Raw genomic sequence first — 14,548 nt, forward strand, 5'->3', positions numbered from 1 at the left:
TTGGCATACGCAAAAGAAAAAGCCCCGGCCGAAAGGCCGGGGCTTTGAAGTCCGACGCTGGCGCGATCAGTATCTCGCAACCACCGGCGTATTGAAGTGATAGTTCAGGCCGGTGCGGAAGATGTGCTCCTGCACGCCTGTCTGCAGCGCGCCAGGCTCGCCCGTGGTATTGGCGAGCGTAAAGCCGTTGGTGGACTTGCCGAGGTCGACGTAGAGATATTCGGTCGTCGAGGTCCAGTTCGGGCCGAACAGGCCGAACAGGGTGAAGGGCGTCTCGATGCCGCCGCCGACGGTCCAGCCGGTACGGGTATCCGAGAAGTTCACCTCATTGATCGCGGTCTTGACGTTGCCGTAGGCGAAACCGCCGGTGGCGTAGAACAGCGACGGGCCGACCGCGTAGCCGAGACGGCCGCGCACGGTGCCGAGCCACTGCAGCTTCGCATTAAAGTTGAGCGAGGCGCCCGGTTCGCAGCCGATGCAGGTCTTGTTGTCCTCCATCGTCGAGCCCTGGAAGTCGGTCTCGAGGCCATAGACGATGTTGCCGGCCTGCCAGTTATAGCCGGCCTGCACGCCCCCGATGAAACCGTCGGGCGCGAGATTGAACGCCGCGCTTTCGCCGGTGGCAAGGTTGGTAACCGTGGTGCGATCGCGGCCGGTGCCGGAGCCGACATTGCCGCCGAGATAGAATCCGTTCCAGTTGGCGGTCGCGACCGGGGCATAGGTGCTGTTGCCGCCGATGCGATAGTTCAGGCCGGCGCGGAAGATATTCTCGCGCAGTTCGGAGTGCAGCGCCTGGGCGCCGCCGTCGAACACGTCGGTGCGGTTGCCGAGATCGACATAGAGGTACTCGATCTTGCCGGTCCAGTTACCGCCGAGCGCGGCTTCGACGCCGCTGCCCCAGGTCCAGCCGCTGCGGTTGCCGCTGAACGCGAACGGCACCCCGTCCGCGACCCCCCTCGTGCTGACATTGCCGTAGGCGTAGCCGCCGGTCAGGTAAGTCAGGGTCGGGCCGTTGACCAGACCGATGCGGCCGCGCGCCGTGCCGAACCAGTCGAGTTTCTGGTTGTATTGCACGCCGTTTATGTTGGTCCGATTGTCGGTCATGTCCGCACCCTGGATGTCGGCTTCGACGCCGAGCACCAGAGGACCCAGGAACGAATTGGTCTGCCAGTTGTAGCCGATCTGGCCGCCGCCGATGGCGCCGAGCGGCTGCAGATACGTTGAATTTCCCGTGCCGTCGCCGAAATCATTCACGGTCCGGTCGCGGCCAAGCCCGAGGCCGGCGTTCACGCCGAGGTAAAAGCCGGTCCAGTCATAGACTGGGGCCATCACTGGAGCCTTGGTGTAGGGACGCGGTGCGAGATCGGCCGCCTGGGCGCTCATCGCAGTGCCGGCCAGCAGAACGCCAAGCAAAATTCTTTTCATTATGGTCCCCATCTTCAAATGACTTCGGAACTGTACGCCGCGACGGGTAGCTTGTCTGTGGTTCGGTAGCCACACTTGCCCGGAATGATGCCTTGCAAGGCCGAAAATCCCGCAAAATCAGTGTCCGGGATGGCGATTCCGGGCAACCGCGCCGTTTTGTCGGCGGCGCCCGAACGGGTGAACGCGGGCGAGCGAGGCGGACCGGCCCGGTTTGCGGGGCGTGCCCTGATTCGCTTCCGTGGTGGAGGCGGGCATCGTTCCCGGCCTCGACCGGGCAAGCGGGACGGCCTACCTCTGGGGGCGTGGGAATCGCTGATCGCGAGGAGGAGCAGCCTGCGCTGCCCGACGACTTCCTGCGCTGGTTCGCGGCGCGGAGATGGTCGCCGCGCGCGCATCAACTGGCGTTGCTGCAAAAGGCCCGCGCCGGCCGCTCGGCGCTGCTGATTGCGCCCACCGGCGCCGGCAAGACGCTGGCCGGGTTTCTGCCGACGCTGGTGGAGCTTTCTTGCTTTCCCTCTCCCACGGGGGCAGAGGGAAGTGAGACTCGAGGTCTCCACACACTCTACATCTCACCGTTGAAGGCGCTGGCGGTCGATATCGCCCGCAATCTGGAAGCGCCGATCGCCGAGATGACGTTGCCGATCAAGGTCGAGACCCGCACCGGCGATACGCCGATGTTACGGCGGCAGCGCCAGCGGCGCTATCCGCCGGACATCTTGCTGACGACGCCTGAACAGATGGCGCTGCTGCTCGCCTCCGACGATGCGCCGTTTTTGTTTTCGTCGTTGCAGCGCGTGGTGCTCGACGAACTCCATGCGCTGGTGACCTCAAAACGCGGCGATCTCTTGTCACTCGCGCTGGCGCAGCTGTGGCGGCTGGCGCCGCGGATGCGCACGATCGGATTGTCGGCGACGGTGGCGGAGCCGGAGTCGCTGGCGCGGTTTCTGGTGCCGCAGCCGGAAGGCAAAATCGTCTCGGCCGACATCGTTGTGGCCGGCGGTGCCGCCGCCCCGATCGTTGAGATGCTTGACACCCGCGAACGGCTGCCGTGGGCCGGGCATTCGGCGCGCCATGCGCTGGGCGAGATTTACGATCTCATCAGGCGCAACAGGACCACGCTGGTGTTCGTCAACACCCGCAGCCAGGCCGAGATGCTGTTCCAGGATCTCTGGCGTGTCAACGACGACGGTCTCGCCATCGCGCTGCATCACGGCTCGCTCGATGTCGCGCAGCGCCGCAAGGTGGAGCAGGCCATGACGGAAGGCCGCCTGCGCGGCGTGGTCTGTACCTCGTCGCTCGATCTCGGCGTCGACTGGGGCGACGTCGATCTGGTCATCAACATCGGCGCGCCCAAGGGCGCGTCGCGGCTGATGCAGCGGATCGGCCGCGCCAATCACCGTCTTGATGAGGCCTCGCGCGCGGTGTTGGTGCCGGCCAATCGGTTCGAAGTGCTGGAGTGCCGCGTCGCCATCGATGCGGTGAACGAGAACGCGCAGGATACGCCGCCATTGCGCACCGGCGCGCTCGACGTGCTGGCCCAGCACGTGCTCGGCTGCGCCTGCGGCGCGCCGTTTCATGCCGATCAACTCTACGATGAGGTGCGGACCGCCGCGCCCTATGCGGCGCTGACGCGCGCCGATTTCGATGACGTGATCGATTTCGTCGCAACCGGCGGCTACGCGCTGAAATCCTACGAGCGTTTCGCGCGTATCAGGCAGGATAAGGCAAATTCTTCCGAATCGCGCTGGCGCGTCGCCAATCCAAAGGTACGGCAGAGCTATCGTCTGAACGTCGGCACCATCGTCGAGGAGGCGATGCTGAAGGTGAAGCTGGTGCGCTCGCGGCACGGCGGCCAAAACCGGGGTAAAGGTTCGACCGGCACTATTGCGCGCGGCGGCCGCATGCTCGGGGAGATCGAGGAATACTTCATCGAAGGTCTCGTTGTCGGCGATACTTTCGTATTCGGCGGCGAGATCGTGCGTTACGAGGTGCTGGTGGAAGATCAGGTCTATGTCTCCCGCGCCAATGACGACAGCCCCAAGGTGCCGTCCTACATGGGCGGCAAGTTCCCGCTCTCGACCTATCTGGCCGAACGGGTCCGCAACCTGCTCGACGACAAGCGCGCATGGAGCAGCCTGCCGGATCAGGTACGGCAATGGCTGTCGCTGCAGTCGCATTTTTCGCGCGTGCCGCACGCGCGCGAGATGGTCGTCGAGACCTTTCCGCGCGCCGGCAAGCACTATCTCGTCTGCTATCCGTTCGAGGGGCGGCTCGCGCACCAGACGCTCGGAATGCTGCTGACGCGGCGGCTGGAGCGGATGCGCGTGCGGCCGCTCGGCTTTGTCGCCAACGAATATGCGCTGGCGGTCTGGATGCTCGGCGATACTTCGTCGATGATCGGGCAGGGTCGGTTGAATCTGGATGCGCTGTTCGATCCGGACATGCTCGGCGACGACCTTGAGGCATGGCTTGCGGAATCGGCGCTGATGAAGCGCACGTTCCGCAGTTGCGCGATCATCTCCGGGCTGATCGCGCGGCGCTCGACTTCTGATGAGAAGACCCGGCGGCAGGTTTTGTTCTCCACCGATCTCGTCTACGACGTGCTGCGCAAGCATCAGCCGGATCATCTGCTGTTGCGCGCGGCGCGTACCGATGCAGCGGCCGGGTTGCTGGATATCCGCCGCTTAAGCGATATGCTGGCGCGGATCAGGGGCCGGATCACCCACAAGCCGCTCGACCGGATTTCGCCGCTGGCGGTGCCGGTGATGCTGGAGATCGGCCGCGAGGCGATCTATGGCGAGGCGTCGGACGAACTGCTGGCCGAAGCTGCGGAGGAACTGGTGCGCGAGGCGACGGGAACATGATTACGATGAAGTTGCGCGATCATGAGATGCCTTTGTCGTCATGCCCGGGCTCGTCCCGGCCATGACAGCGCGCATAGAAATTGTCAGCGTCGCCGGCGTCTCTTTCGTCGCCGATCTCTCGGGCGCGCTCTATTGGGAACACGAGCGCCTGCTCGTGGTGTCCGACCTGCATCTCGAAAAGGGCTCGAGCTTCGCCATGCGCGGCGTGCTGCTGCCACCCTACGACACGGTGGCGACGCTCGGTCGGCTCGCGGCCGTCGTCGCACGGTTCGACCCGCGCACGGTGATCGCGCTCGGCGACAGTTTTCACGATCGCGATGCGCATGAACGCCTGATCGCGCCTGATCGCGACGCGCTTTCGGCCTTGCAGGCGCGCTGCGACTGGATCTGGATTTCGGGCAATCACGATCCGGCCTTGCCGGATGATCTCGGCGGCGCGATCGCGAGCGAGGTCGCGATCGGCGCAATCGTGTTTCGTCATGAGCCGACCGGTGCTTTCGGCGAAATCGCGGGCCACCTGCATCCCAAGGCGCGGGTCTCGACGCGCGGCCGTTCGATCGAGCGGCGCTGTTTCGCCAGCGACGGCGCGCGTGTGGTGATGCCGGCGTTCGGCGCCTACGCCGGGGGGTTGAGCATTCGCGACGAGGCGTTCGCCAGACTCTTCTCGGCCGATTTCATCGCGCATGTGCTCGGCGACAGGCGCATGCACGCGATCGCCGCAGCGCGGTGTTACTGATTACGCCGCCGCCTTCTGTACCGAATTGCAGAAATCCGCCAGCAGGTCGGCAACGCGCAGCGTGGCCGGGCTCGCCTCCGGCGCTGCGACCAGCGCCACTTCGGTCTTGTCGATCGGCGCAAAACCGTCTTTCGCTGTCAGGACGCGATGCCCGGGCTGGATCGCGATCTCCGAGAGAATGCTTAAACCCAGACCGGCGGCGACCGCGGCCTGGATGCCTGCGAGGCTCGAACTGGTGTAGGCCATGTGCCAGGCGCGGCCTGCGCTTTCGATGGCGTGAATGGCGCCCGCCCGATACAGGCAGCCCGGCGGAAAACCGATCAGCGGAACGGAGTGGGTTGCCGGATTGACGGGATGGGCCTTGCTCGTCACCCAATGGACGCGTTCCGGCCAGGTGCTGATGCCGCCCTTCTCGCCGGCCGGCCGCTTGAGCAGCGCCAGGTCGAGTTCGCCGCGTTCAAGCTCGCGGCGGAGATACTTGCCCTGGTCGGCGCGGACGTCGAGCCGCAGGCCGGGACGCGACCGCATGAAACTCGCCAGCAATTCGGTCAGGCGATAGGCGGCGAAATCCTCCGGAATTCCGAGCCGGACGACGCCGTCGCCTTTCGGCCGCGCCAGCACGTCGCGGGTTTCTTCCGCCAGCGCCAACAGTCTTCGCGCATAAGCCAACAGCAACTCGCCGTCCTCGGTGGGAATGACTTTCTTGCCGACACGGTTGAGCAGGGGGCGGCCGAAGTCGTCCTCCAGCCGCTTGATCTGCTGGCTGACGGTCGACTGGGTGCGATGGACGCGCTCACCGGCGCGGGTAAAGCCCCCGGCATCGACGACCGACACGAAACTGCGCAACAGCTCCAGATCAAGCACGGCACTCACCATTCAAAAAACCACTGGCTATGATTTTATCATTTAATTTCCAAATGACAAGGCGGTGGCCTACATCACGGGCAAAGGAGACTTCCCAATGACCGTCGTTCCTTCATCCCTTGCCTCGCCCGCCGCCGCCCCGCGCCCCGCCTTCAACACGCTGCCGCTGGCCATCGGCGCGTTCTGCCTGCTGTGGAGCTTCGCCTTCGTCGCCGGCAAGGTCGGCGTCACCGATTGTCCGCCGCTGATCCTGCTGGCGGCACGCTTCCTGCTGGCGGGCATCCTGATCTTCGGGATTGCCGTCCTGCGCGGCGAGGGCTGGTCGCTCTCCCGCCGCGATGTCGCGATTTTCGCGGTGCTCGGCGTCGCCAACAACGCAATGTATCTCGGCCTCGGCTACACCGGCCTGCAAACCGTCTCGGCCGGTCTGAGCGGCCTGATCGTCAGCGCCAACCCGGTATTCACCGCGGTGCTGGCCGCGGTCTTTCTTGGCGAGAGTTTGACCTGGCGCAAGGTCATGGGGCTGTTGCTGGGCATCGCCGGCGTTGCCTTCATCGTGTGGCATCGCATGTCGGTCGGCACCGATAGCCTGCACGGAATCCTATTCACGCTGGCGTCGCTGGCCTCGATCGTCGCCGGCACGATTCTGTTCAAGGTATTGGCTCCGAAGGGCAACCTCTGGCTCGGCAACGGTGTCCAGAGTCTGGCCGGTGGTCTGGCGCTGCTGCCGTTCGCGTCGGCGCTGTCTGATGTCAGTGACATCGTGCCGAGCTGGCGCCTGCTGGCGGCCTTTGTCTATCTCGTGCTGTGCGGCTCGATCTTGGCCTATGTGCTGTGGTTCCATCTGCTCAAGGTCTGTGGCGCGACCGCGGCGAGCGCCTATCACTTCCTGATGCCGCCGCTCGCCATACTGTTCGCCTGGTTGGTGCTCGGCGAGCATGTCGCGGCGCGCGACCTCCTCGGCATTGTCCCGGTGGCGCTCGGCATCTACCTCGTCACCCGTCCCGCGGCCGGTCCAGCGCAGCATGCAAGTTAGGAGGCCGCCATGACGAGACTTCGCATGACGCGATCGGCGGCCCCACCGCTGTGACCATCAGTCCTTGCGGAAAACGATCGACGCCATCCAGCCCGCCGTCAGCGCCATGAGCGCCGTCGCCAGGCCGTAGATCAAACCGTGCTGGCGGGCGGCGGTGGCTACGAACTGCTCGAAGCCGACCTTGACGATTTCGAACGCCGTATCGGTCTTTGCGATCAGCGCGCCGCCGGCGAGCAGCTTGATTCCGATGGTGTAGGTGCCGGTCGGCACCTCTGCCGGCAGCGGGATGCCGGCACGGAACAGGGTCGGGGTCAGGAAGGTTACGGCCGCGGTGTTCTCGCGGTACAACCCGTGTTCGGCGCGCAGCCTTATGAAGGCGCGGCGGAACGGATCGCTTGCCACCACGTCGGCGTAGTCGGGGCCGACGCGCTGCGTCAGCAGCACGTTGTTCAGTCCAAGCTGCTGCCGGCGCAGGATGTCGGGCGCGGCGATCTTGTCCAGCGGCCGGTTGGCGAACACCGCAAGATAGGACGGGACCTGAAGGAATTGCCGGGAATCGGCATTCACCCAGATGCCGAGCGTGCGTTCCTTGCGGCGCGTGACCATGTCGACGCGCGGGCCGCTGATAGTCACGACGAGATCGTAGCCGGCGCGCGGAACCGGCGCACCGCCGTCGCGCTCGATCGAGCCGAACAGCACCAGTTCCTCGCCGGAATAGTTCGGCGTCACGGTGACGCGATGGTTCGACACCGAGACGATCAGATGCTCGGCGCGCGCATCGCCCGCGACGAAGGTCGAGCCGAGCAGCAGCACCAGCATCAGTCCTATCGTCGAGCAGGCCGCGCGCGTCCTCATGGGCCGCCCATGGTTTCGCGGACGGTGTAAAGATCGGCGGGACGAATGCCCAATTCGACCGCAAAGCGGATTCCGACCGCCAGAATCAACAACCCAAGCAGCAGGCGCAGGTGTTCGCCGCGAATGCGCTGGCCGGCGCGGGCGCCAAATTGCGCGCCGGACACGCCGCCGGTCATCAGGATCAACGCCAGCACGACATCGACGAGATGATTGGTGGCGGCGTGTAGCACCGTGGCCAACGTCATGGTGATGAGGGTGATAATCATCGACGTGCCGATCACGGTCGACGTCGGGACGCGCAGCAGGTAGATCAGCAGCGGCACCAGAATGAAGCCGCCGCCGATGCCCATGATTGCGCCGATGAAGCCGATGAAGAGGCCGATGGCAACGACCGGGATGACCGACAGGTAGATCTTGGACCGCTTGAATCTGACTTTCAGCGGCAAGCCGTGAATCCAGCCATGCCCGCCCGAGCGCCGCAGCGGAACGGTCTGGCCCTGGCGGGTCCGCAGCATGGCGCGCAGCCCCTCCCAGAACATCGCTGCGCCGACGCCGGACAGCAGCACCATGTAGGACAGCGCGATCAAGAGATCGAGCTGGCCCAGCGAGCGCAGGAGCGTGAAGGTCCAGACGCCGAGCATGGTTCCGGCCATGGCGCCGCTGAGCAACACCAGCGCGAGTATCGGATCGATCGCGCGCTTGCGCCAATAGGATAGGGCGCCGGAGAAGGAGGAGGCGGCGATGTGGCTGGCGACCGTTGCAACGGCAACCGCCGGCGCGATACCGACGAAGATCAGCAGCGGCGTCATCAGGAAGCCGCCGCCGATGCCGAACATGCCGGATACGAAACCCACCGCCGCGCCCATCGCCAGGATGAGGAACACGTTGACCGGAAGATCGGCGATCGGGAGATAGAGCTGCACGCGCGTTCATTTCGAATTTGACCGCGGCCGGCCGGCGCCTTCCGCAGCATGGACCGTCAGTCGCGGCGCGGTCGCTGGGCCGCGTCTCCTGCATAACCGAAATCATCAGCGGCAGGGGTTAAAGAATTCGGGACGGCCCGGCTTTTCCGCCCGACTACCCGATCAGGTCCGAAGGTGGTGAATTAATTAGAGCGTTTTCGAGCGAAGCGGGTACCGGTTCGCGTCAAGAAAACGCGTCAAATCAAAATCATAGAGCCCGCTTCTGATTCCATCAGAAGCGAAAACGCTCTAGCAGGCTGTTGAAGAAGTTTCCCACGGAGACGGATATGGAATGGAGTCAGCGTGATCTGCGGGCGGCGCCACCATCAGGGTCCTGATCGAGCATCTTGACGGTGCACGACTTGTGTTTCACGCGGCGGCTGCCAGGAGTTTGGGCAAGCGGATCAGGTTGTAGGCCGCCAGCGCCAGGGTGAAGGTGGCGTTGACGCGGTCGCGGCCTCGCAGCTTGATCTTGGCAAGTCCGGCGGAGGCCTTGATCCAGCCGAACACCTCCTCGATGCGCTTGCGACAGCGTTGGCTGACGGCATATCCGGCATGACGGAGAGTCCTCTGGTCGATCGCGGTCTTGCGCGGCTTTCCGGTCTTGCTCAAATGCCCGTCGATGGCGATGTGCGGCGTGACCGAACGCCGTCTTAAGTCCTCGACGAATGCGGTGACGTCATAGGCCTTGTCGGCGCCCAGCGTGATCCGCCGCTCGCTTTGGCCGCGGTGGCAGTCGATCAGCGCCAACGCCTGATCCCGCTCCGCCGTTCCGGTCGCCCGGCTCACGCCACCCAGCACCGCCAGTCCGTTGCGGTTCTCCATCAGGGCATGGCCGATGTAGCAAAGCTTCGCCGGCTGGCCGCCGCCCTTCTTATAGAGCCGTGCCTCGGGATCGGTCGTGCTCTGATGCGTCTCGTTGCAGCGCTTCTCGTTGTGGAAACTGCGCTCGGCGTTGCGTCCCGGTCCATCACTGTCCTGGTCACCGCCGTCCTTGCGCCGGAAGCTCTTGATCGATGCCCACGCCTCGATCAGCGTGCCGTCGACCGAAAAATGCTCGCTTGATAACAGCCGCTTGACCTGGTGCTGCCCCATCAGCGCGTTCAAGAACTTCGCGGCGATCTCACCTTCAAGCAATCGGTCGCGGTTCTTCGAGAAGGTCGAGTGGTCCCCACACCGGGTCGTCCACGCCCAAGCCCACGAACCAGCGCAACAGCAGGTCGAACTCCAGCCGCTCCATCAACTGCCGTTCCGAGCGGATCCCGTAGAATGCCTGCAGCAGCATTGCCCGAAGCAGCTTCTCCGGTGCGATCGAGGGACGGCCGAACGCCGTGTAGAGCTTGTCAAAGTCCCTCGACAGATCATTCAACGCCGCGTTCGCGATCTGTCGGATCGTTCGCAGCGGATGGTCGGAGCGAATCCGAGCCTCCAAGTCCACATAGCTGAACAGCGAGCCTGACCGTTCGTCGCTTCCCCGCATCGCTCCCCCCTCGACGCATCCGCATCAAGAGAATCATGCCCAGAACCGCTGCGCCAGAGACTTCTTCAACAGCCTGCTAGGATTAACGCACGGCCTGCTTGGCCATCGCAGATTTGGCCGTCGCGGACCGGGCCGTCTTGGTTTTGGCCTGGGGCATGGCGGCTGCGCCGTCCCATCCGCCGGCGGGGCTTACGACCTTGACGGCATCGTCGGGCTGGGGCTTGGGGGTGAACGTCTGGACCGCCAGCCTGGCCGCGGCAAGCGACTGCGGATCGAGGCGCTTGGCGACCTCGTCGCGCTTGCGCGCGGAATCCGCGTCGCCCTGGGCGGCGGCGAGGCTGAACCACTTGTAGGATTCCGCCAGGTTCTGTTCGATGCCGATGCCGCGGGCATAGAGGATGCCGAGATTGAACTGGCTGTCGGCGACGCCCCGCTCGGCCGCCTTGCGGAACCATTGCGCCGCGCTCGTGTAGTTGGCGCCCTTGCCGCCGCCGTCGGCGTCGAGCACGGCGAGGTTATGCATCGCCTTGGCATTGCCCCGCTCGGCCGCCTGCATGTAATAGCGCCGCGCCGCATCGACGTCCTTGCTCGCGCCGAGGCCCTTTTCGTGCAGGGTGCCGAGCCTGAACATGGCGGGCACGACGCCGGCCTGCGCCGCGCGATCGTACCATTTCGCGGCTTCGTCGTAATTGACGGCAACGCCTTTGCCTTCGGCATAGCGGACGCCGACTTCAAACGCCGCCGCGGCGTCGCCGTGGAGCGCGGCGGTCCGCAACATTGGGCCGCCGATGCTGTCGGGAAGGGATTCCGAACGGGGAATTGCGACCCGCTCGAGCGGGACGGATGTGGGCGCGACCGGGATCGTGCCGGTGACCTCAGTGGATGCGGTCTCCGGCCGGCTCAATGGCGCCGTGTCCGATGGGGATTCGGCCGGAGCCACGCTGCCGCCGGACGGCGGCGAAATCATCGACTGGCGGTCGATCGGCGTCGGCGAGGTCATCGACGGCATCGCCGGAATCGCGGTCGCGGGTGCGGGTGCGGCTTCGGCGTCGGCCGGCGGCTTTGCCGCGGTCGCGGCGACCGGGCTGGTCTCGCTGACGGCCGTGCGCGAGGTTCCATCGAACAGCGACATTGCGAGCTGGAAACTGCCGAGCACGATCGCCACCACGCTCGCTCCGACCAGCAGCGAGCGGATCTTGGAGGTGATACTGGACCCGCCTGTGGCGGGCCGCGCCGGTTCGATGGCGACCTTGGTCCGGCCAGCCTTGTCGGACGACGGCGCCGCGGCGGCCGCCGCCTGCGCGGCCCGGCGCGCCGCAGCAATGAATGATGAACCCGATTGCTCGCGCGGCGGTTCGGCGATGTCGCCGATCGCGCTTTCGGAGGCAGCGATACGCTCCGACGGCGACGCCGGGCGTCCCTCCGGACGGGTGCCGGGTTCCAGCGGATGATCGGGCGGCAGGTCCGGATCGATCGCGGGGCGCGGTTGCGGCGGGCGCACGGTTGCGGATTGCGGGCCGTGCCCCGGGTCGAAGGTGTCTCTCGAAATCAGGATGTCGCCGATCGCGCGCGGCGGGATCGACGCTGATGCCGACGCTGCCGCAGCGGGCTGCGGCGCCGCCATCTGCGACAGCACGGGGTTCGGCAATTCGGGCCTTGGCGGCAGACCCGCCGGCGGTTCCGGTATCGCGCCGCGAGCTGGCCCGGCCTGGGCCGCAGGCATCGCACGGACCGCGCGCAGGTCGCCTTCGATCATCGCCAGTCGATCGACCACATGCCCGAGCGTGTTGTGAACGGCCTCGAGTGAATCCTGAGTATGGCGGTCGGTTTCCGACTGGCAGAATCGCATCTCGGACAGTTCGCGCTTGATCGCCTCGACGACCTCGCTGTCCATGGTCGGGCCGGTGCTGCGCGGGCCGCTTTCGGTCAGCGCCGCGAGCCCGGCCTGCTGCCGTTCCAGGTGGCGCAGGATGTCCTGCAAGCCTTCCTCGACGCGCCCGAGGTTGGTTCCTGCGAGATTGGTTCCCGAATGACCGCCGGCGGTCTCCAGGCGTTCGAGCAGCAGCGAGACCCGTTGTTCGAGATGCGCCAGCGCCGATGACGAGTCGTGGCCGGCCGGCAAACTGTCGAGACGGTCGGACAGCGCCTGCACCGCCTCTTCAAGCTGCTCGGAACTGCCGCCGGAGGCGGGACGTTCGCGGTTTTCCAGGGTCGCCGTCAGCGCGGCGACGACGCGCTGTTCGAGCGCGGCGAACGAATCGCTGTTGCCCTCGGATCGACCGAGCTGATCGACTTTCGACGACAGCAGGGTGAGATCGTCGCTGAGCCGCGCCAGCGCATCGTTGGAGGCGACGTTGGAGACGATGCCGCGAAGCGCGCCGATCGCGTTCTCGAGCTGCTGCATCATGCCGCTGTCGCCGCTGCTGCGCACGATCGTATCGATCTTGTTGCCGAGATTGCGGATCGCCTCGTCGAATCCTGCAAGCTGTTCCGCCGGTTTCAGCGATCGCAGCGCGTCGTAGATCTCATTGAGGGCGCGTTCGATATTCGCCAGCGCCTGGCCATCGCTGCCGTTTTGGCGGACGTCGTCGATGCGCTGCGATAGCGAGCGAATCTCGTTTTCGATCGATTCGATCGCGCGGCGTGGCAACGCCTCGGTAATGACGTGACGAATGCCGGCAAGCTCGCTGCGGAATGCGGCGATCGACTGCTCGATCCCGTCCGGGCGCTGCAGCGATTCGATCTGGCTCGTGATCTTGAAGAGTTGCTGTTCGAGGCCGGAAAAATCCGGCGCCGGCCGCGACGTTGTCATCGCCGGCACGACCGGCGGTGAACTGCGCGGCGGCATCGCGCCTGCGCCGTCGAGCTCATGCTGGCGCGCGGCGACTTCCGCGATCGCGAATTCGAGCGAGGCGACATCGGGCCTCGGCGACCGGCTGTAGACCTCGGCTGCGGCGCGCTCGACCCTGTCGGCGCGGTGCTGCGAGTCATCTGCGGGTGCCTGGGCGGAGACCCGGGCGAGCCGGGCATCGAGCCGCGAAATGGCGTCGTTGAGCTGGCGGGCGACGGCGGGTTCGCCGCGCGTGGCCGGACTCGACAACTGATCGATCTGGCGGGTGATGGAATCGAGCCGCTGATGGATGTCCGCGACGTCGTGGTTGTCCTGGTGGCTGTCTTGGCTCGGGACCGGGGACTGCGCCAACCGGGAATCCGGCATGGCGCCGCCGACCGTGGAACTGAGCCACTCGTTCAGGGACACGCCGGCGCGCCGCGCAGCGGCTTCGGCCCGCTCGCGAACGGATGGTTCGATCCCGTCTTCGCTCCACGATCCGCGCGAATTCATGCTTTCGTCCGGTGTCCGACCGGCGCATTAGATGCGCCCTCAGGTTCCCCGCGCGGCCCTTGAATAGACAATCGAAACCGGCGCGGGTCGTCTGCCTCTGAGGCCCGACCTTTTCGTGTTACGGTAAACAACGGGTTAAGGAGTTGGGCGGCTACCGCTAAAAGTTGCATTTTTGGTGATATGGATGCCGCGGTTCCGATCCCGACGCATCCTTAGATTGTATATTTGTATAAGTACGCCCTTTGATTGATTTTTGCCTTTCTTCGCGCGCCTTGAACGCGCCGTCGTGAACTGCTGCCGACCGGCGAGCCGGGCACCTCGCGGAGGTCGGCCGCGTCGGGCGAGACGATCCAATGCATCGGCCTGACTGGGTCAAGATTGATGCAGTTGCATCGAGTGCGGTAAGCTGCCGGTGGGACACAGGGACTTCACGATGAGACGCAAACCGTCGATCGAGGCGGCCGCTGCCTGGATCCGCCTGATGCGCGTGCAGAGCCGGGTGCTGGATACGGTGGAGCATGAGTTGAAGAAGGCGGGTTTTCCGCCGCTGGCCTGCTACGACGCGCTGTTCGAATTGTCGCGCGCGCCGGCAGGCGAACTGCGGCCGGTCGAACTGGAAAAGCAGATGCTGCGGCCGCAATACGCGACCTCGCGCCTGATCGACCGCCTGGTGGACGAGGGGCTGGCGGTGCGGCGCGAATGCAAGGTCGACAAGCGCGGCCAGTTCGTCGCGATCACCGACGCCGGACGGGCGTTGCAGAAAAGGATGTGGCAGGCCTATTCGGCGGCGATCGAAAAGCATGTCGGCTCCAAACTCTCCGACGCCGACGCCACGAAGCTTTGCGGGCTGCTTGACCGGCTCGGTTGTTCCTGCAATGAGGCTCAGGCGCTTGCTGTGAGAGACGGTGCGTCCGCGCGATGATGTCTCTTTCACCTTCCGCGATTGCGGGTCATTCGGCTCAGCATTCTTTGAAACCGCCACC

Annotated in this window: 9 protein-coding genes and 1 pseudogene; 4 read left to right on the forward strand and 6 right to left on the reverse strand. The window is 65.4% G+C overall.

Annotation, left to right across the window (positions count from 1 at the left end; genetic code table 11):
* Window positions 1–66: 66 nt before the first annotated feature.
* Window positions 67–1,425, reverse strand: a complete 1,359-nt coding sequence (locus NHAM_RS01210; protein ID WP_011508845.1) for an outer membrane protein — start codon at window positions 1,423–1,425, stop codon at window positions 67–69.
* A 302-nt stretch (window positions 1,426–1,727) separates the two neighbouring features.
* Here NHAM_RS01210 and NHAM_RS01215 point away from each other — a divergent pair, with 302 nt between their 5' ends.
* Together NHAM_RS01215 and pdeM are read left to right on the forward strand one after the other, a co-directional pair.
* On the forward strand, window positions 1,728–4,289 hold the full coding sequence (locus NHAM_RS01215) for a ligase-associated DNA damage response DEXH box helicase (RefSeq protein ID WP_011508846.1): 2,562 nt from the start codon (window positions 1,728–1,730) through the stop codon (window positions 4,287–4,289).
* Window positions 4,290–4,329: 40 nt separating this feature from the next.
* On the forward strand, window positions 4,330–5,025 hold the full coding sequence (pdeM, locus tag NHAM_RS01220; protein WP_011508847.1) for a ligase-associated DNA damage response endonuclease PdeM: 696 nt from the start codon (window positions 4,330–4,332) through the stop codon (window positions 5,023–5,025).
* Here pdeM and NHAM_RS01225 read toward each other — a convergent pair whose 3' ends face one another.
* Window positions 5,026–5,889: a LysR family transcriptional regulator gene (locus NHAM_RS01225; RefSeq protein ID WP_011508848.1), complete on the reverse strand. Its 864-nt coding sequence runs from the start codon at window positions 5,887–5,889 to the stop codon at window positions 5,026–5,028.
* A 97-nt stretch (window positions 5,890–5,986) separates the two neighbouring features.
* Here NHAM_RS01225 and NHAM_RS01230 point away from each other — a divergent pair, with 97 nt between their 5' ends.
* Complete coding sequence (locus NHAM_RS01230; protein ID WP_011508849.1) at window positions 5,987–6,925, forward strand: DMT family transporter; 939 nt, start codon at window positions 5,987–5,989, stop codon at window positions 6,923–6,925.
* A 57-nt stretch (window positions 6,926–6,982) separates the two neighbouring features.
* On the opposite strand, the gene NHAM_RS01235 is transcribed toward NHAM_RS01230, so the two are convergent.
* The 4 genes and pseudogenes from NHAM_RS01235 to NHAM_RS01250 all read right to left on the reverse strand — a co-directional run bounded on the left by NHAM_RS01235 (window position 6,983) and on the right by NHAM_RS01250 (window position 13,565).
* Window positions 6,983–7,780, reverse strand: a complete 798-nt coding sequence (locus NHAM_RS01235) for a TIGR02186 family protein (protein ID WP_011508850.1) — start codon at window positions 7,778–7,780, stop codon at window positions 6,983–6,985.
* A complete protein-coding gene (locus tag NHAM_RS01240) occupies window positions 7,777–8,703 on the reverse strand; it encodes a sulfite exporter TauE/SafE family protein (protein ID WP_011508851.1) in 927 nt (308 codons plus the stop codon). The genes NHAM_RS01235 and NHAM_RS01240 overlap by 4 nt, the downstream gene beginning before the upstream one ends.
* Before the next feature lie 408 nt (window positions 8,704–9,111).
* Window positions 9,112–10,222, reverse strand: a pseudogene (locus NHAM_RS01245) (IS5-like element ISNha7 family transposase).
* A gap of 82 nt (window positions 10,223–10,304) precedes the next feature.
* A complete protein-coding gene (locus NHAM_RS01250) occupies window positions 10,305–13,565 on the reverse strand; it encodes a tetratricopeptide repeat protein (RefSeq protein WP_011508852.1) in 3,261 nt (1,086 codons plus the stop codon).
* A 433-nt stretch (window positions 13,566–13,998) separates the two neighbouring features.
* Between NHAM_RS01250 and NHAM_RS01255 the strand changes: the two genes are divergently transcribed.
* Window positions 13,999–14,487, forward strand: a complete 489-nt coding sequence (locus tag NHAM_RS01255) for a MarR family winged helix-turn-helix transcriptional regulator (RefSeq protein WP_011508853.1) — start codon at window positions 13,999–14,001, stop codon at window positions 14,485–14,487.
* The last annotated feature ends 61 nt before the right edge of the window (window positions 14,488–14,548 follow it).

Source organism: Nitrobacter hamburgensis X14, assembly GCF_000013885.1.
Classification (GTDB): Bacteria; Pseudomonadota; Alphaproteobacteria; order Rhizobiales; family Xanthobacteraceae; genus Nitrobacter; species Nitrobacter hamburgensis.